This is a genomic window from Nocardioides hwasunensis, assembly GCF_014779665.1.
In the GTDB taxonomy this organism is placed as follows: domain Bacteria; phylum Actinomycetota; class Actinomycetes; order Propionibacteriales; family Nocardioidaceae; genus Nocardioides; species Nocardioides hwasunensis.
Map to the genome: position 1 here is coordinate 446,942 of NZ_JACXYY010000003.1, position 16,199 is coordinate 463,140.

A 16,199-nucleotide genomic window follows, 5' to 3' on the forward strand; every position below is an offset into this window, starting at 1 on the left:
GCTCACTGCTCCTCGGCCGGCGCGTCGGGGATCGCGTCCGGGTCGGCGTCGTCGTCGAAGAGGTCGGCCGGCTCGTCGTCCTCCGCCGCTCCGTCGCTGCTCGTGGCCGTCTGCAGCGCCTCGAGCAGCTCCTGGAGGAGCTCGAGCGGGATCAGCGGCTCGACGGCCTCGCAGATCTCGTAGCGGTCGTCGGTCACGGTGCCGATGAGGAGACCCGCCTTGACGATGCTCGCGACCGCGTTGCGCGCCCGCTTCTCGTCGCCGGCCACGTCGGTCGCGTGCGACGGGCGGAAGCTGGCGACGTAGCCGACGAGGTCCTCCCGGTCGACGAAGACCCGCGCGTCGCCGCTCGCGAGCCCCGCACGGAGCCGGTCGCGCAGGTGGACCAGGACGAGCGTCTCCTCCCGCGACCAGGCCGCGTCGTAGAGCATCGTCGGGAAGCGGCTGGCTGTCTCGGAGGTCGCCTGGCGCTTCCACGCCACCTCACGCGACCGGTCGACCTGCAGCTCGAGGAAGAGGTCGTTGAGCCGCGAGCGGATGAGTCGCTCGTGCTCGACCAGCACCGTCCAGTCGCGCGGGTGCGTGCGGGCGCTGATGAAGCGCTGCTTGAGCAGGGTCACCAGGGCGCGCCGCTGCGCGTACTCGAGGCCGCCCTCGTCGCCCTCGAAGAGCGAGACCGAGTCGTCCTCGACCAGGTCGTCGAGCCCGTCCGGCTCGATCCCGGACTCGATGCTGGTCTCGACGCCGGTCTCGATCTCGACCTCGATGGGGCTGTCGACGCTCATCCGCGGCGCTCCTTCTGCTGCTGGGGACTGCTGTCGGGGTGGTCGGGGCCGGGGTGGTCGGCGGCGGGGTGGTCGGGTGGGGGCAGGTCGGGGTCGGGCAGGGGTGTGCGCGGCACGACGAAGGTGCGCCGGCTCCCGTCAGGACGCACGGCGTCGAAGTGCTCCAGCGACTCCTCGGCCTCCCACTCGCGGTCGGCGGCGAGGTGGAGCAGGCCGAAGATCTCGACCGGTCGGCGCAGCGCGGGCTCCAGCGCGTCGAACAGGGCACCGAGCGACCCGACCGGCTGCAGCGAGCCCAGCACGGCATCGAGGCGCTCGCGCAGGGACGTCAGCTTCGGGCCACCCTGTGCCACGAGCTCGGCGAGCGAGACCGGCGGCGCCAGGGCGGGATCGGGGATGCCGATGCGCTCCGGCAGGACGTCGTCGGCCGGGTCGTGGAACCGCTCGCGCAGGTGCTCGACGCCCGTGCGGGCGGGTAGGAGCACCACGTCGTGGGTGGCCCGCGGCCCGGTCGTGGCCATCCAGGTCATCAGCTCCGACTCCACCTGGCGCAGGGTCTGCTCGAGCTCACGGTCGCGGGCCGCGTCGTGGGAGACGATGTACTCCTTCAGGGTCGCCGTCACCCGCGAGCGCTGGGCGAGCACGCGGTCGAGGCCGTCGCGGACCAGCCGCACCGTGCCGCGCAGCTCCGCGCGGTCGGCGTCGCTGAGGATCCGGTCGGACAGCGGGTGCTCGAGCAGGTCGGTGAGGTCCTCGCGCAGGCGGGTCACGAGCGCGTCGTCGCGCAGCAGCGCGAACGCGCCCTCGAAGGCCCGGCCCTCGTGCGTCGCCGTCATCAGCGCGTCGGCGCGGGCGAGGTAGTCGTCGATCACCTCACCGGCGGGGCGGTCCTCGGCACGGAACGCCGCCAGGATCTCGGCCCGGATGGTGGCGAAGCGCTCCTCGACCCGCGCGAAGTCGCTGGGCAGGGCCGAGATCAGGGACAGCAGCTCGGTGAAGCCCTCGAGCATGTAGTCCTCGGTCGCCCCCGCCAGGTCACCGCCGTCGACCAGCCGGTCGCGCTCGGCCTGGAGCCGGGCGATCTCCTCGTTGAGGATGGTGACCCGCGCGGTGCGGTCGGGGTTGGCCTCGGAATTGAACCGCCGGACCGTGCCGAGGATGGTCGCGACCCGGTGCTCGCTGAGCGTGGCCCGGTCTCGGGCGAGGTTCTTCACCAGCTCCAGCGCCTGCTGCGCGTGCGAGGTCAGGGCATAGACCTCGTGGCCCTGCTCGTCGAGCGAGCGCACCAGCCACTGGCCGCGCATCCAGCGCTGGCAGATCTCGCGTCCGCTGCCGACCGGGACGTCCTGCTCCCCGGCCAGCCGCATCGCGGCGAGGTGTTCCTCGACCTGCGTGTGCAGCCGGGCGGTCGGGATCGGGTGGTTGGTGCGACCGAAGGCCGTGCGGAAGATGGTGATGACCACCGGCGCCTGCCGCTGGTGGAGGAGGGTCAGCGTGGGCTGGCCGAACGCGCCCTTGACCCGCGCAAGCTCGGCCGCGATGTCGCTCACTGCCCGGTCCCCTCGCTCTCGTCTTGTCGTCGTCGCCCACCGTGTCCGGTGCGCAAGCATGGCAAAGGGCACCGACCACTCCGGAGGAGGGCCCGCCCTCATCGCAGCGTCGGCTAGTTTCACCGGATGACCGCATCCCGCTCTGCCGACGTCACCGCCGACATCGCCGTCATCGGCGGGTCCGGCTTCTACTCCTTCCTGTCCGGCGCGACCGAGCGCGTCGTGACGACGCCCTACGGCGAGCCGTCGGCGCCGATCGCGGTCGGTGAGGTCGCCGGCCGCTCGGTGGCCTTCGTGCCGCGCCACGGCAAGCACCACGAGGCTCCGCCGCACGGCATCAACTACCGCGCCAACGCGTGGGCCCTGCGCTCGCTCGGCGTACGCCAGGTGCTGGCGCCGTGCGCGGTGGGCGGGCTGCGCGACACCGTCGCCCCGGGTGACCTCGTCGTGCCGGACCAGCTCGTCGACCGCACCCACCGGCGGGTCGGCTCCTTCGTGGAGTCCGGGGCCGTGCACCTGCCCTTCGCCGATCCCTACTGCCCGGGCGTCTCCGCCGCGCTGGCGGGCGCCGACGGCGACGTCCGCTCCGGCGGCACCATGGTCGTCGTCGAGGGTCCCCGGTTCTCCACCCGCGCGGAGTCGCGCCACTACGCCGACCAGGGCTGGGACCTCATCAACATGACCGGCGCCCCCGAGGCGGCGCTCGCCCGCGAGATGGGTCAGTGCTACGCCCCGCTGGCGCTGGTGACCGACATGGACGCCGGCGCCGAGTCCGGCGAGGGCGTCGGCCAGGAGGAGGTGTTCGCGCTCTTCCGCGCGAACCTCGAACGACTGACCGGGCTCCTCGCCTCCGCCATCGAGTCCCTGCCCGACCCGGAGGGCTGCGCCTGCGGCTCGTGGTCGGACGGGGTGGAGCTGACCTACGAGGTGCCCCGATGAGGATCCTGCTGACCGGCGCGGCCGGGTTCATCGGCACCGCGATCGGCACCCGACTGCGCGACGCCGGGCACGAGGTGGTCGGCGTCGACCTGATGCTCGCCTCGGCCCACGGTGAGACGTCGCCGCCCGCGGGCGTCCACCACCTCGACGTGCGCGACGCCGGGGCGCCCGCGTGGTCCGACCTGCTGCGCGGCATCGACGCGGTGTGCCACCAGGCCGCGGTCGTCGGCGCCGGCGTACGCGTCGCCGACCTGCCCGACTACGCCTCTCACAACGACGTCGGCACGGCCGCCCTGCTCGCCGCCATGCACGAGGCGGGCGTGGACCGGCTGGTGCTCGCCTCCTCGATGGTGGTCTACGGCGAGGGGCGCTACACCTGCACCGAGCACGGCGACCAGCAGCCGCCGCCGCGCGAGGTGGCCGCGCTCGAGTCGGGCGACTTCGAGAACCACTGCGCGCGCTGCGGTCGCGCGCTGGAGTGGGCGCTCGTGCCCGAGGACGCCCGGCTCGACCCGCGCAGCAGCTATGCCGCGAGCAAGCTCGCGCAGGAGCACTACACCTCGTCGTGGGTCCGGCAGGCCGGGGCCGGTGCGGTCGCGCTGCGCTACCACAACGTCTACGGGCCAGGGATGCCGCGCGACACCCCCTACTCCGGGGTCGCGGCGATGTTCCGCTCCTCCCTCGAGCGGGGCGAGCGACCGCAGGTCTACGAGGACGGCGCCCAGGCGCGCGACTTCGTGCACGTCGACGACGTGGCCCGCGCCAACGTGGTGGCGCTCGAGCAGGTCGTGGCCGAGCCTGCGCCGCGGTTCGCGGCCTACAACGTGTGCTCCGGGCAGCCGGTGTCGATCCTCGACGTCGCCCGCCGGGTGGCCGCGGGCGCCGGACGCGACCTCGAGCCCGAGGTGACCGGCGGCTTCCGCCCCGGCGACGTACGCCACGTCGTGGCCTCCCCCGAGCTCGCTGCGCGCGAGCTCGGCTTCACCGCAGCGGTCGACCCGGACACCGGACTGGCCGACTTCGCCACCGCCCCGCTGCGGGCCTGATCCGCGGCGGACTCACCAGCTGGTGTAGAGCAGGTGCTGCACCAGCAGCGCCGAGCCGACCTGGAGGCCGAGCCCCCAGCGCCGCCACCCGCCGGGCAGCAGGGCCATGGACAGCGTCAGCCACGGCACGAACGGCAGCCAGATGCGCTCCACCTCCGCCTTCGACATCCGGCTCAGGTCGGCCACGGCGACCGCTGTCGCTCCCGCGAGCGCGAGCACCGCGAGGACGCGGGCCTGCCCGCTGTGCCGGCGCGCCGTGACCGCCAGACCCGCACCGAGGAGCGGTCCCGCCGAGACGAGCAGTGCGCCGAGGTTGCCCCACATCCAGTACGCCGCCGGCCGGTCGGAGGCGATGCCGTCCCAGTAGCGCTGCTCGAGCACCGGGTAGGCCTCCCACCACGCGAAGCCGAGCGCCGCGAAGACCAGGACCACCACGCTCGCGGACGCGGCGGCGACCGGCAGTGGCCACCAGCTCCTGGCCAGCCACAGGACGGCCAGGCAGACCACGCCGAGCAGCGGGAGGCCGTAGGAGCTCATCACGCACCAGCCCAGGAGCAGGCCCGCGACGATCCCCCACCCGACCAGACCGCGCCGCGACCGCGCGGTCGCCGAGGTCGCCAGCGCCGCCAGCCCCCAGGCCGCCCACGCGGCGAAGAGCGCGTCGGCCGAGACCGCCAGGAAGACGGCCGCCGGCGTGAGCACCAGGAACGGCGCGGCCAGCCGTGCGCCACGGTCGAGGCCGAGGCGCCGCAGCGTCAGCAGGGTCGCGGCCGGGATGCTCGCCGCCACCGCCACGACGACGAGAGCGGCGGCCAGGTCCGCCCCGAGCCCGATGCGCACCAGACCGATGAAGAACAGGATCGCCCCCGGCGGGTGCCCCGCCACATGGGTGGTCCAGTTGTCGGGGTGCGCGTTCGGGATGCGCTCGACGTACTCGTGCAGCATCGCCGGCACGTCGGTGATGCTGCGCGCGGTGATGAGGTACTCGTGGTGGTTGGTCATCACCCGGGTCAGTCCCGACTCGCCGTCGACCAGCGCGAGCGCGAGCAGCCAGGCCAGCGCGGCGACGTACGAGACGACGAGCAGGCGGCGCCACGACCAGACCAGCGCCCAGGTCTCGGCGCGGCTCACCCCGACGATCGCGATCAGGATCGCCGGCAGCGTGCCGATCCCGACCTTGGCCTGCCAGAACCCGTGCAGGGGCGGCACGCCGAACATGTCGCTGCGGGCGCTGACGTCCCAGTCGGCGAGCACGGGCACGAGGAAGGAGGCCAGCAGGACGGCCCCCGCGACGGCGAGCCCGATGGTCGCGGCGCGGGCGGTGGCGCCGCTCGCCTCGGTGTTCGCCTCGGTGCTCCCCTTCATGCGGGCGAGCCTAGGGGCGGGACCCAGACCGTCCACGCCCGAAGGAGGGTCCGCCGGACCCAGTAGTTGGCTAACGTTCGTCCCATGAGCCACGACACCGTCTGCGACCTGGTGCTGCCGTGCCGCGACGAAGCCGCGGCACTGCCGGACCTGCTCGCCCGGGTCCCCCAGGAGTTCGCCGTCGTCGTGGTCGACAACGGGTCACGTGACGGCACCGCCGAGGTCGCCCGCGGGCTGGGTGCGCGGGTGGTGGTCGAGCCGGTGCCGGGCTACGGATCGGCAGTCCACGCCGGGATGCTCGCCGCGACCCACGACTTCGTCGCCGTGATGGACGGCGACGGCTCCTTCGATCCCGCCGACCTGCTGCCCCTGCTCGCCGACGTGCGCGAGGACCGGGCCGACATCGCGGTGGGCCGACGGCGACCGACCCGCCGTGGCACCTGGCCGTGGCACGCCCGGCTGGGCAACGGCCTCATCGTCGCGTGGCTGCGTCGCTCCATCCGGATGGACGCCCACGACATCGCACCGATCCGGGTCTGCCGTCGACAGGCCCTGCTCGACCTCGACCTCGAGGACCGCCGCTTCGGCTATCCCGTCGAGCTCCTGCAGGCCCTGACCCGCGCCGGCTGGCGGGTCAGCGAGCACGACGTGGGCTACCACCCCCGGGCGGCCGGCACGCGGTCGAAGGTGTCGGGGTCGGTGCGCGGCACGGTGCTCACGGCGCGCGACTTCGCCCGCGTGCTGCGCCAGAAGCCGGACGCGAAGGCTGACGCGGGGGTGCCGCGATGAGGGCGCTGATCGTGGCCAAGGCACCGGTCGCCGGTCGGGTGAAGACCCGGCTGGGCGCGGTCATCGGGGACGACCTCGCCGCGGACCTGGCCGCCGCCGCGCTCCTCGACACCATCGAGGCGTGCACGCGCGCCGGAGCGGTCGGGCACGTGAGCCTGGCCGGCGACCTCGCCGACGCCGTCCGCGGTGAGGAGATCGGCGCGGCCCTCACCGGGTGGACGATCACCGCGCAGCGCGGTGCCGGCTTCGCCGAGCGGCTGGTCAACGCCCATGCCGATGCCGGCCACGGCGCGGTCGTGCAGGTCGGCATGGACACGCCACAGATCACGCCCGCCGGCCTCGCTTCGGTGGCCGAGGGGCTCGTGGACCACGACGCCGTCCTGGCTCCGGCCACCGACGGCGGCTGGTGGGCGCTCGCCCGGCGCGACCCCGACGTCGTACGTCACCTGGTCGACGTGGAGATGTCGACCGACCGCACGTTCGTCGACACCTGGGAGGCGCTCGAGCGCGCGGGGTGCCGGGTCGGCCACGGGGTCGAGATCAGTGACGTGGACACCGTCGAGGACGCCGACAGGGTCGCTGACCTCGCGCCGCAGACCCGTTTCGCCGACATGTGGCGCACGAGCCGCGTGAGGGGTGCGAGATGAGCGACCAGTCCTTCAGCGAGGTCTTCACCGACGCGCTCCACGGTCGGCCCACCGTCGTCCACGGCCTCGACCAGGAGCCCACCCTCCTGCCGATGCACCTGTGGCGGCGGCCGGCCGATGCCGACGACCTCCGTCTGGTCGACCTGTGCTCGGGTCCGACCCTCGACGTCGGGTGCGGCCCGGGCCGGATGACGGAGGCTCTCGCCGCGGCCGGCCACGAGACGCTCGGCATCGACGTCGTCGAAGCAGCCGTCCACCTCACGCGTCAGCGCGGGGTGTCGGCCCTGCGCCACGACGTCTTCGAGCGCGTGCCCTCCGAGGGCGAGTGGGAGACCGCGCTGCTCGCCGACGGCAACGTCGGCATCGGCGGCGACCCGGTGGCCCTGCTCACCCGCGTCAGCCGCCTCCTCGCACCCGGTGGCCGGGCCGTCGTCGAGCTCGAGGGCCCGGGCATCGCCATGCGTGACGGCTGGGCGGTCCTCGAGGGCGCGGCGGGCCGGAGCAGGCCCTTCCGGTGGGCGCACGTGGGCGTCGACGACGTCGAGCACGTGGCCGCCCGAGCAGGGCTCGCGGTCGAACGGGTGTGTCCGGTCGGCCACCGGTGGGTCGCCGTCCTCACGGTCGCGACACCGTGAGACCGACGCCGGCGTCCTTCACCTCGCGGCTGCGAAGCCCGGCGGTCGCGGCCCGCGTCGGCGTCTGGCTCGGCATCTGCTTCGGCACCTGCTTCCTCACCGGTCTGGTCAGCCACTACGCCCAGCTGCCCACGCACCCGGTCCCGTTCCCGACCAGCCCGAGCTGGGGCTACCGCCTCACCCAGGGCCTCCACGTCGTCACCGGGACCGCAGCCGTCCCGCTGCTCCTGGTCAAGCTCTGGTCGGTGCTGCCGCGACTCTTCGAGTCGCTCCCCCCGCTCGGTGACCCTCGTCGGCTCGTGCTCACCGCCCTCGAGCGCGGCTCGATCGCGGTGCTGGTGTCCGCCGCGGTCTTCCAGCTCGCCACGGGCCTGGCCAACTCCAGCCAGTGGTATCCCTGGTCCACCTTCTCCTTCCGCGCCGTCCACTACGCCGTCGCGTGGGTCGCCATCGGTGCCCTGCTGGTGCACATCGCGGTGAAGCTGCCGGTGATCCGAGACGTGCTGACCAGCGACATCGACGACACCGCGCACGATCGTCCGAGTGCCACGGTCCGCGGTCCGCTCTCACGCCGGGCCCTGGTGCGCACCACGTTCGCTGCCGCGGGAGTGGCCGTCCTCGCCACCGCGGGCGGCACCGTGCCGTGGCTGCGTCGCGTCTCGGTGTTCGCGGTCCGCACCGGCGACGGGCCGGGCGGGGTGCCCATCAACAAGTCCGCGCTGGCCGCCGGCGTCGAGGACACCGCCACGTCGCCCGACTGGCGCCTCGAGGTCGTCGTCGACGGCGCGGTGCTCCGCACCCTGTCCTACGACGACCTGCGCGCGATGCCCCAGCACGTCGAGTCGCTGCCGATCGCCTGCGTCGAGGGCTGGAGCGCGCAGGGCACCTGGTCCGGCGTCCGGATGGGCGACCTGCTCGACGGAGTCACGGGGGCGGACGTCCAGGTCACCTCCCTGCAGCCGTCGGGCCCCTACCGGCGCACCACGCTCCCCGCGAACTTCGCCGACGACCGCCGCACCCTCATCGCGCTCGACCTGGCCGGCGAGCCGCTCTCGCTGGACCACGGCTATCCCTGCCGGTTGATCGCACCGAACCGACCCGGGGTCCTGCAGACCAAGTGGGTCACCCGGCTGGAGGTGTCGACATGAGGGCTCGCGGCGGGCTCGTGGTCGTCGGCGCCCTGCTCATGGCGTACGGCGGGTGGCTGCTGTTGTCGCGCCAGGACCCCGGCCAGTGGCTGGAGGTGCTGGTCTGGTTGGCCGCCGCCATCGTGGCCCACGACGTGGTGCTCTCGGGACTGCTCATCGGCGTCTGTCTCCTGGGGTCGCGACTGCTCCCGTCGCCGTGGCGAGCCCCCGCGACGATCGCACTGGTCGTCTGGGGCGGCCTCACCGTCGCGGCGATCCCGGTCCTGACCCGCCTCGGGGCTCGCGCGGACAACCCCACACTGCTGGACCGGCCCTACGTCGCCACCTGGTGCGTCCTGAGCATCATCGTGGCGCTGGCCGTGCTCGCTGCCGGACGTGTGCGCGCACGCGCACGCGCCGACGATCCGGTCTAGGCTGCGAGGAACGCGTGTCGGGCCCGACTCGTGAGCTGACCTGAGGGGATCGCAGTGACCTCGTCCCTGGACCTCACGCGCACCGAGCTCGAGTCGGCGATGGCCGCCCGCGCACCGGGACGCGACGCGGCAGATGCCCTGTGCGTCTCCTGCGTCGGCCTGCTCGAGGTCGACGGGGTCGCGGTCTCGGTCATCTCCGGTGGGACGTCCGCCGGCACGTTCGGCTCGAGCAGCGCCGTGAGCCGGCGGCTCGACGAGTACCACTTCACGTTCGGGGAGGGACCCAGCCTGGACGCCGTCTCCTCGCGCTCGCCCGTCCTCGTGCCCGACCTGGGTGCGGGGAGCGAGGACAGGTGGCCCGCCTTCCGGGACGCCCTGCTGGAGGACGGCATCCGCGGCGTCTTCGCCCTCCCCATCATGATCACGTCGGCGTGCGTCGGTGCACTCGACCTCTACCGCCAGCGGCCCGGTCCGCTGGGTGGAGAGGCGCTGGCCAGCGCGATGGTCGCGGCCCAGCTGGCGTCCGCGCCCCTGCTCGATCTCATCAGCGGCGCACGGACGGTCGAGGACTCCGAGGTCGACCCGCACGCCGACGCGGACGACGATCCGACGCCCGACATGGATCGGGTCGAGATCTACCAGGCCTCCGGGATGCTCATGCCGGCCCTGGGGGTGAGCGCCGACGAGGCGATGCTGAGGCTGCGCGCCCACGCCCTCGCCACCAGCCAGAGTGCCAGCCAGGTGGCGCGGGCGATCATCGAGCGCAGGCTCGTGCTGGAGCGCGACGACGCGCACTGGCCGCACGACACGAACGGTTCGCACCACTCGCAGCCGGACCCGGAAAGGGGCTCCCCATGACCGAGGACAGGGAACCACAGATCATCCGCGCCTTCGTCGAGCTCTCCCAGGAGCTGATCGAGGACTACGACGTCATCGACATGCTGGCCCAGCTCACCGCGAGCTGCGCCAGCCTCCTCGACATCAGCTCCGCGGGGCTCCTGCTCGGCGACTCCCGCGGCCAGCTCCACCTCGCTGCCGCGTCGTCGGAGCGCACGCACCACCTCGAGCTGTTCCAGCTCCAGCGTGACGAGGGACCGTGCCTCGACTCCTTCCACGACGGCGAGCCGGTCAGTGCGCCCGACCTCGACGCCGCGGCCCATCGCTGGCCGCAGTTCCAGCGCGCCGCGCTCGACGTGGGGATCCGCTCGGTCCACGCGCTGCCGATGCGGCTGAAGGACAACGTGCTCGGCGCGGTCGGGCTCTTCGGCGACGAGACGGGTGACCTGCACGAGGACGACCTGGCCCTCGCCCAGGCGCTCGTGCACGTCGCCAGCGTGGCCATCGTCCACGAGCGCGCCGCCACGGACCGGGCGAGCATCAGTGCCCTGCTCGACTACGCCCTCACCAGTCGCATCGTGGTCGAGCAGGCCAAGGGCGCGCTCGCCTACGCCGGCGACCTCGACATGGACGACGCGTTCGCCGTGCTGCGTCTCTACGCCCGCGACCACCGTCGCAAGCTCAGCGAGGTGGCCAACGAGATCGTCAACCGCCTGCTGCCCTACGACGACGTCCTGCAGCACGCCCGGTCCAGCGCGTCCTCGACGTGACCGCTCCTTGCCGCAGATCACCCCTAGGCATCGTGCGCAGAACCGGACGAGGGCGTTCGATGGTCCTGTGAGGACGACGACGGCACCGGCGAGCCCCTCGGCGGCCCGAGGCCTCGTGCTCGCGGCACACCCGGGCCCGGCGCTCGCGGTGACGGTGCTGTCCGGTCTCCTCGCAGCGGCCCAGGACCTGGAGCCTTCCCTCGCCGTGCTCGTCGTGGCGGCGGTGCTGGCCGGTCAGCTCACGGTGGGGTGGAGCAACGACCTCGTCGACGTCGCGCGCGACCGTCAGGTCCACCGGGCCGACAAGCCGCTGGCGACCGGCGCGGTGTCGGTCCCGACCGTCCGGCTGGCATGCATCGGTGCGGTCGTGCTCTGCATCGTCCTGTCGATGGGCCTCGGGGTCGCCGCAGGCGCGGTGAACCTGCTCTGCGTCGCCTCCGCATGGGCCTACAACCTCGGCCTCAAGTCCACCGCGTGGTCGTGGGTGCCGTACGCCGTCTCGTTCGGAGCGCTGCCGGCCATCGTGACGCTCGCCGACGGCCAGGCGCCGCCGTGGTGGTGGCCGGTCGGCGCGGCCCTGCTCGGCGTGGCCGCGCACCTGCTCAACGTGCTGCCCGACCTGGCCGACGACGCCGCCACGGGCGTGCGCGGCCTGCCGCACCACCTGGGACCGCGGCGCCTGCCGCCGGTCGCGGCAGCCGTGCTCGTGGCTGCGTCCGCCGTGGTCCTGCTCGGCGCGGGGGCGCCGCTCCTGGTCTCGGCGGCGGTCGGTGCCGTCGTCCTGATGCTGGCAGCCGTGGTCGTCGTGGGACCGGGCCGCGTTCCCTTCGTGTGCGCGATCGTGATCGCCCTCGGCGACGCCACGCTGCTGGTGGTGGCGCGATGACGGCGCAGGCGGAGGAGACCTGGGACCTCGTCGTGGTCGGCGCCGGACCGGCCGGCGCGTCGACGGCGCTGGGCGCCCTGGTCGCGGATCCCGGCCTCCGGGTCCTCCTCCTCGACCGCAGCGACTTCCCGCGTGACAAGTCCTGCGGCGACGGCATCGCCCCCCACGTGCTCGACGTCCTCGCTGAGGTCGGAGTCGCCGACGTGGTGGACGACTGGGCCCCCGTGCGTCACCTCGAGCTGGCCCGCGGCGACCTCCGCGTGGCGCGAGCGATGCGGCGCGAGGCCCACGTCGTCCCGCGCGAGGTCTTCGACGCCCGCCTGGTGGAGCGTGCCGTCGCCGCAGGTGCGGTCCTGCGCAGGCACCGGGTCGCCTCCGTCGACACCGACGGGGGCACGCCCCTGGTCTCCGGCCGGCTCGCCGGCCGCGTGGTCGTCGGCGCCGACGGCGCCCACTCGCTCGTGCGCCGCACCGTCCTGGGCGAGCGGCGGCAGCGCCGCGCGATCGCGATCCGGGGATACGCACCCACGACCGAGGCCGTGCGGGGCCGGCAGGTCATCCGTTACGGCCTCGGCCGGCACCCGTCCTACGCCTGGGCCTTCGACCGTGGCGACGGCTGGGCCAACGTCGGCTACGGCGAGCTGCTCGCCCAGGACCACGACGGTGGGTCGCCGAGCAGACGCCTGCTCCTCGACCAGCTCGAGGGGCTGATCCCGGGCTCGGCGAGCACCGGCGGCCAGTGGCGCGGCCACCACCTCCCGCTGAGCTCGTGGCGGTGGGACCAGCCCGACGGCCCGGTCCTGCTCGTGGGCGATGCCGCCGGGCTGATCAACCCGATGACGGGCGAGGGCATCTACTACGCAGTCGCCTCGGGCGTCTCGGCCGGTCGCGCGGCGGCCCACTCGATCGCGGACGGGCGCCCCGGCGACGCAGGCGCGCGGCACCGACGCGACGTCCGCCGCCTGCTCGCCCGGCACCTGCGTCACACCTGGACCGCCTCGCGGCTCTCCGGCTCACCACGCGTCGTCGACGCCGGCATCCGCGCGGCCGCGCGCGACCAGCACGTCTTCGACACGCTCGTCGAGATCGGGCTGGGCGGGGGCCGGATCGACGCCCGGCTCGCCGGCGGCCTGGTCCGCAGCCTCATCCGCCCACCCCGCCCCACAGAACCACGAGGTAGCTGACATGAGGATCCTGTCCGTCCGCAGCGCCCTGCCCGCCCACTCCCACCCGCAGTCCGAGATCACCGAGGCCTTCGCCCGGGTCATCTCCGAGCGCAGCCTCGACCACGCCCTCCTCCGGCGCTTCCACGCCCACGCCGGGGTCGAGCGACGCCACACCGTGCTGCCGCTCGAGGACTACGCCGGGCTCGTCGACTTCGGTCACTCCAACGACCTGTTCATCGAGCACGCAGTGGAGCTCGGCGCGCGGGCGCTGGTCGACGCGCTCAAGGCCGCCGGTCTCACCCCGTCCGACGTCGACCTCGTGGTGAGCGCGACCGTGACCGGACTCGCCGTGCCCTCGTTGGACGCGCGGATCGCCACCCTGGTCGGGCTGCGCGAGGACGTCCGCCGGATGCCGCTCGTCGGCCTGGGGTGCGTCGCGGGCGCCGCCGGTCTCGCCCGCGTCCACGACTACCTCCTCGGCCACCCCGGGCACGTCGCCGTGCTGGTCGCGGTCGAGCTCTGCTCGCTGACCCTCCAGCGCGACGACGTCTCCGTGCCGAACCTGGTCGCCAGCGGCCTCTTCGGAGACGGTGCGGCGGCCGTGGTGGCCACGGGCGCCGACGGTCCGCCCGGGACCGTCGAGGTGCTCGACTCCCGCAGCCGGCTCTACCCCGACAGCGAACGGACCATGGGCTTCGACGTGGCGGGCAGCGGTCTGCGCATCGTGCTCGACGCCGAGGTGCCGACCCTCGTCGAGCGCCACCTGCGCGGTGACGTCGACGGCTTCCTCGCCGACCACGGCCTCACCCGCACCGACATCGGCTGGTGGGTCTGCCACCCCGGGGGCCCGAAGGTCATCGAGGCCCTCGAGTCGGCGCTCGAGATCCCACGGGAGGCTGTCCGCCTCACGTGGGAGTCGCTGGCACGAGTCGGCAACCTGTCGTCGGTCTCGGTGCTGCACGTCCTGGAGGACACCCTGCGGGACCGGCCGCCGACACCCGGCACGTACGGCATGCTGCTCGCCATGGGACCGGGATTCTGCTCCGAGCTGGTGCTCCTGCGGGCGGCCTCGTGACGGGGCTGCTGGCCTTCACCGTCCTCGTCGCGCTGGTCGGCCTCGAGCGCGTCGCCGAGCTCGTCGTGTCGGTGCGCAACGCCGCCTGGAGCAAGGCGCGTGGGGGCATCGAGAGCGGACAGGGCCACTTCCCCTTCATGGTCGTGCTCCACACCGGCCTGCTCGTCGGCGCGCTCGTCGAGGCGTGGGTACGCCGACCGGACGTGGCGCCCGTCCTCGCCTGGTCGATGCTCGCGCTGGTCCTGGCCTCGCAGGCGCTGCGCTGGTGGTGCATCGCCTCCCTCGGTCGGCGGTGGAACACCCGCGTCATCGTCGTACCCGGCCTGCCGCCGGTGGTCTCCGGTCCCTATCGCCTGGTGCGGCACCCCAACTACGTGGCCGTGGTCGTCGAGGGGGTGGCACTGCCGCTGGTGCACGCGGCCTGGACGACGGCCCTGGTCTTCACCGTGCTCAACGCCGGGCTCCTCGCCGTCCGGATCCGAGCCGAGGACGCCGCCCTCGAGACGTTGCCCCGCAGCACCGAGGTCGAGCATGCATGACCTCGTGATCGCCGGCGGTGGTCCGGTCGGGATGGCCGCCGCACTCCACGCGCACCGGCTCGGCCTCGACGTCGTCGTCCACGAGCCGCGCACCGGCCCCGTCGACAAGGCCTGCGGCGAAGGACTGATGCCCGGCGCCGTGGCCGAGCTGCTCGCCCTCGGCGTCGATCCGCCCGGACGTCTCCTCTCGGGCATCCACTACGTCGACGCCGTCGCCGAGGCGCAGGTGAGCGCCACCTTCACCACCGGGCCGGGCCGCGGGGTGCGTCGCACGACGCTGCACGAGGCCCTGGCCTCCGGGCTCGCCGACGCCGGCATCGAGGTCGACCGCCGTCCCGTGCAGGCCGTCGAGGACCGCGGCACGCACGTGGTCGTCGAGGGCCGACGCACGCGCTACCTGGTCGCGGCCGACGGCCTGCACTCCCCCGTGCGCCGGCTCCTCGACCTCGAGGTCCCGTCCCGCGGCCGCCGGCGGTTCGGTCTGCGCGCCCACGTGGAGCAGCCACCCTGGACGTCGTTCGTCGAGGTCCACTGGTCCCACCGGGCGGAGGCCTACGTGACGCCGGTGGCCGACGACCTCGTCGGCGTCGCGGTGCTGACCGCGCCGGGTCTCCGCTTCGAGGACCTGATGGGCGACTTCCCGCTGCTTCGCGAGCGCCTCACCGGACCGCGGACCAGGGTGATGGGCGCCGGTCCCCTGCGCCAGCGCGCCCGAGCCCGGTCCGCGGGCCGGGTGCTGCTCGTCGGCGACGCCGGCGGCTACGTCGACGCGCTGACGGGCGAGGGCATCGCACTGGGCCTCGCGCAGGCGCGGGTCGCCGTGGAGTGCATCGCCTTCGGCCGACCGCAGCGCTACGACCGCGTCGTTCGACGTCTCGGCGCGCGTCACGAGCTGCTCACCCACCTGCTGCTGCGGGCCACCGCGCAGCCCGCCCTGCGCCGACGGCTCGTCCCGGCCGCCGCCCGGCTGCCGTCCGTCTTCGATGCCGCCGTCAACCAGCTGGCCCGACCTGTGGGGAGAACCGCATGACCGAGCTCGTGATCCTGCTCGACGAGGACGGGCGGGCGGTGGGCACCGAGGACAAGGCGCTCGTGCACCACGCCGACACGCCGCTGCACCTGGCGTTCTCCTGCTACCTCCTCGACGCCGACGGCCGGGTGCTGGTGACGCAGCGAGCGACCCACAAGCGGACCTTCCCAGGCATCTGGACCAACAGCTGCTGCGGTCACCCCGCTCCCGGCGAGGCCCTCGAGGACGCCGTGCGCCGCCGCATGCAGCAGGAGCTCGGCACGACCCCGCGCGACCTGCGGCTCGTGCTGCCCCGCTTCCGCTACCGGGCCGAGCAGGACGGTGTGGTGGAGAACGAGATGTGCCCGGTGTTCGTCGCCGTCGCCGGCGGACCGCTCACCGTCGACCCGGACGAGGTCGGCGCCGTCAGCTGGGAGCCCTGGCCGGACTTCCGCGAGGCCGTGCTGAGTGGCGCGAGGCAGGTCTCGCCCTGGTGCCGGGAGCAGGTGGCGCAGCTGCCCACCGACCTGCGTGCCGTCGGTCCGGCACGCGACGAGGACCTCCCGCCGGCTGCTGTGCACGGTGGTCCGGCCTGAGCCG

Annotated in this window: 18 protein-coding genes; 15 read left to right on the forward strand and 3 right to left on the reverse strand. The window is 73.9% G+C overall.

Annotation, left to right across the window (positions count from 1 at the left end; all coding sequences use genetic code 11):
- Positions 1 to 2: 2 nt before the first annotated feature.
- Positions 3 to 785 (reverse strand): DUF4194 domain-containing protein, encoded by a 783-nt coding sequence (locus tag IEZ25_RS09165; protein ID WP_191199083.1) that lies wholly within the window; start codon positions 783 to 785, stop codon positions 3 to 5.
- Complete coding sequence (locus IEZ25_RS09170) at positions 782 to 2,335, reverse strand: DUF3375 domain-containing protein (RefSeq protein ID WP_191199084.1); 1,554 nt, start codon at positions 2,333 to 2,335, stop codon at positions 782 to 784. Before IEZ25_RS09170 ends, IEZ25_RS09165 begins: the two co-directional genes overlap by 4 nt.
- Before the next feature lie 126 nt (positions 2,336 to 2,461).
- Here IEZ25_RS09170 and IEZ25_RS09175 point away from each other — a divergent pair, with 126 nt between their 5' ends.
- Together IEZ25_RS09175 and IEZ25_RS09180 are read left to right on the forward strand one after the other, a co-directional pair.
- The gene (locus IEZ25_RS09175; RefSeq protein ID WP_191199085.1) at positions 2,462 to 3,274 is read left to right on the forward strand and encodes an S-methyl-5'-thioadenosine phosphorylase; all 813 of its coding nucleotides are present in this window, start codon (positions 2,462 to 2,464) and stop codon (positions 3,272 to 3,274) included.
- Positions 3,271 to 4,320 carry an NAD-dependent epimerase/dehydratase family protein gene (locus IEZ25_RS09180; protein WP_191199086.1) on the forward strand — a complete coding sequence of 350 codons (1,050 nt, stop codon included), beginning with the start codon at positions 3,271 to 3,273 and terminating at the stop codon, positions 4,318 to 4,320. The genes IEZ25_RS09175 and IEZ25_RS09180 overlap by 4 nt, the downstream gene beginning before the upstream one ends.
- Before the next feature lie 12 nt (positions 4,321 to 4,332).
- Here the strand turns inward: IEZ25_RS09180 and IEZ25_RS09185 are convergent, their stop codons facing one another.
- Positions 4,333 to 5,685: a hypothetical protein gene (locus tag IEZ25_RS09185; protein ID WP_191199087.1), complete on the reverse strand. Its 1,353-nt coding sequence runs from the start codon at positions 5,683 to 5,685 to the stop codon at positions 4,333 to 4,335.
- An 84-nt stretch (positions 5,686 to 5,769) separates the two neighbouring features.
- On the opposite strand from IEZ25_RS09185, the gene IEZ25_RS09190 reads away from it, so the two are divergent.
- The 13 genes from IEZ25_RS09190 (at position 5,770) to idi (ending at position 16,195) form a co-directional block, all read left to right on the forward strand.
- Positions 5,770 to 6,474, forward strand: a complete 705-nt coding sequence (locus tag IEZ25_RS09190) for a glycosyltransferase family 2 protein (protein ID WP_191199088.1) — start codon at positions 5,770 to 5,772, stop codon at positions 6,472 to 6,474.
- Positions 6,471 to 7,121 carry a TIGR04282 family arsenosugar biosynthesis glycosyltransferase gene (locus IEZ25_RS09195; protein ID WP_191199089.1) on the forward strand — a complete coding sequence of 217 codons (651 nt, stop codon included), beginning with the start codon at positions 6,471 to 6,473 and terminating at the stop codon, positions 7,119 to 7,121. The genes IEZ25_RS09190 and IEZ25_RS09195 overlap by 4 nt, the downstream gene beginning before the upstream one ends.
- Complete coding sequence (locus IEZ25_RS09200; RefSeq protein WP_191199090.1) at positions 7,118 to 7,756, forward strand: methyltransferase domain-containing protein; 639 nt, start codon at positions 7,118 to 7,120, stop codon at positions 7,754 to 7,756. Before IEZ25_RS09195 ends, IEZ25_RS09200 begins: the two co-directional genes overlap by 4 nt.
- Positions 7,753 to 8,904: a molybdopterin-dependent oxidoreductase gene (locus IEZ25_RS09205; protein ID WP_191199091.1), complete on the forward strand. Its 1,152-nt coding sequence runs from the start codon at positions 7,753 to 7,755 to the stop codon at positions 8,902 to 8,904. Before IEZ25_RS09200 ends, IEZ25_RS09205 begins: the two co-directional genes overlap by 4 nt.
- The gene (locus IEZ25_RS09210) at positions 8,901 to 9,317 is read left to right on the forward strand and encodes a hypothetical protein (protein ID WP_191199092.1); all 417 of its coding nucleotides are present in this window, start codon (positions 8,901 to 8,903) and stop codon (positions 9,315 to 9,317) included. The genes IEZ25_RS09205 and IEZ25_RS09210 overlap by 4 nt, the downstream gene beginning before the upstream one ends.
- Before the next feature lie 54 nt (positions 9,318 to 9,371).
- Complete coding sequence (locus IEZ25_RS09215; RefSeq protein WP_318152138.1) at positions 9,372 to 10,175, forward strand: GAF and ANTAR domain-containing protein; 804 nt, start codon at positions 9,372 to 9,374, stop codon at positions 10,173 to 10,175.
- Entirely contained in the window at positions 10,172 to 10,924 is a 753-nt protein-coding gene (locus IEZ25_RS09220) for a GAF and ANTAR domain-containing protein (RefSeq protein ID WP_191199093.1), read from the forward strand. Before IEZ25_RS09215 ends, IEZ25_RS09220 begins: the two co-directional genes overlap by 4 nt.
- A gap of 67 nt (positions 10,925 to 10,991) precedes the next feature.
- Positions 10,992 to 11,810 carry a UbiA family prenyltransferase gene (locus tag IEZ25_RS09225; protein ID WP_191199094.1) on the forward strand — a complete coding sequence of 273 codons (819 nt, stop codon included), beginning with the start codon at positions 10,992 to 10,994 and terminating at the stop codon, positions 11,808 to 11,810.
- Positions 11,807 to 12,994 (forward strand): geranylgeranyl reductase family protein, encoded by a 1,188-nt coding sequence (locus tag IEZ25_RS09230; RefSeq protein WP_191199095.1) that lies wholly within the window; start codon positions 11,807 to 11,809, stop codon positions 12,992 to 12,994. Before IEZ25_RS09225 ends, IEZ25_RS09230 begins: the two co-directional genes overlap by 4 nt.
- A gap of 1 nt (position 12,995) precedes the next feature.
- Entirely contained in the window at positions 12,996 to 14,051 is a 1,056-nt protein-coding gene (locus tag IEZ25_RS09235; protein ID WP_191199096.1) for a type III polyketide synthase, read from the forward strand.
- Entirely contained in the window at positions 14,048 to 14,590 is a 543-nt protein-coding gene (locus tag IEZ25_RS09240) for an isoprenylcysteine carboxyl methyltransferase family protein (protein ID WP_191199097.1), read from the forward strand. The genes IEZ25_RS09235 and IEZ25_RS09240 overlap by 4 nt, the downstream gene beginning before the upstream one ends.
- Positions 14,583 to 15,620 (forward strand): NAD(P)/FAD-dependent oxidoreductase, encoded by a 1,038-nt coding sequence (locus IEZ25_RS09245; RefSeq protein WP_191199098.1) that lies wholly within the window; start codon positions 14,583 to 14,585, stop codon positions 15,618 to 15,620. Before IEZ25_RS09240 ends, IEZ25_RS09245 begins: the two co-directional genes overlap by 8 nt.
- Complete coding sequence (gene idi, locus IEZ25_RS09250; protein ID WP_191199099.1) at positions 15,617 to 16,195, forward strand: isopentenyl-diphosphate Delta-isomerase; 579 nt, start codon at positions 15,617 to 15,619, stop codon at positions 16,193 to 16,195. Before IEZ25_RS09245 ends, idi begins: the two co-directional genes overlap by 4 nt.
- The last annotated feature ends 4 nt before the right edge of the window (positions 16,196 to 16,199 follow it).

Excerpts from the sequence above, each read along its gene's own strand:
- IEZ25_RS09165 (WP_191199083.1), bottom strand. The coding sequence starts at position 785 with ATGAGCGTCGACAGCCCCATCGAGGTCGAGATCGAGACCGGCGTCGAG.
- IEZ25_RS09175 (WP_191199085.1), top strand. The coding sequence starts at position 2,462 with ATGACCGCATCCCGCTCTGCCGACGTCACCGCCGACATCGCCGTCATC.
- IEZ25_RS09180 (WP_191199086.1), top strand. The coding sequence starts at position 3,271 with ATGAGGATCCTGCTGACCGGCGCGGCCGGGTTCATCGGCACCGCGATC.
- IEZ25_RS09185 (WP_191199087.1), bottom strand. The coding sequence starts at position 5,685 with ATGAAGGGGAGCACCGAGGCGAACACCGAGGCGAGCGGCGCCACCGCC.
- IEZ25_RS09190 (WP_191199088.1), top strand. The coding sequence starts at position 5,770 with ATGAGCCACGACACCGTCTGCGACCTGGTGCTGCCGTGCCGCGACGAA.
- IEZ25_RS09195 (WP_191199089.1), top strand. The coding sequence starts at position 6,471 with ATGAGGGCGCTGATCGTGGCCAAGGCACCGGTCGCCGGTCGGGTGAAG.
- IEZ25_RS09200 (WP_191199090.1), top strand. The coding sequence starts at position 7,118 with ATGAGCGACCAGTCCTTCAGCGAGGTCTTCACCGACGCGCTCCACGGT.
- IEZ25_RS09210 (WP_191199092.1), top strand. The coding sequence starts at position 8,901 with ATGAGGGCTCGCGGCGGGCTCGTGGTCGTCGGCGCCCTGCTCATGGCG.
- IEZ25_RS09220 (WP_191199093.1), top strand. The coding sequence starts at position 10,172 with ATGACCGAGGACAGGGAACCACAGATCATCCGCGCCTTCGTCGAGCTC.
- IEZ25_RS09230 (WP_191199095.1), top strand. The coding sequence starts at position 11,807 with ATGACGGCGCAGGCGGAGGAGACCTGGGACCTCGTCGTGGTCGGCGCC.
- IEZ25_RS09235 (WP_191199096.1), top strand. The coding sequence starts at position 12,996 with ATGAGGATCCTGTCCGTCCGCAGCGCCCTGCCCGCCCACTCCCACCCG.
- IEZ25_RS09245 (WP_191199098.1), top strand. The coding sequence starts at position 14,583 with ATGCATGACCTCGTGATCGCCGGCGGTGGTCCGGTCGGGATGGCCGCC.
- idi (WP_191199099.1), top strand. The coding sequence starts at position 15,617 with ATGACCGAGCTCGTGATCCTGCTCGACGAGGACGGGCGGGCGGTGGGC.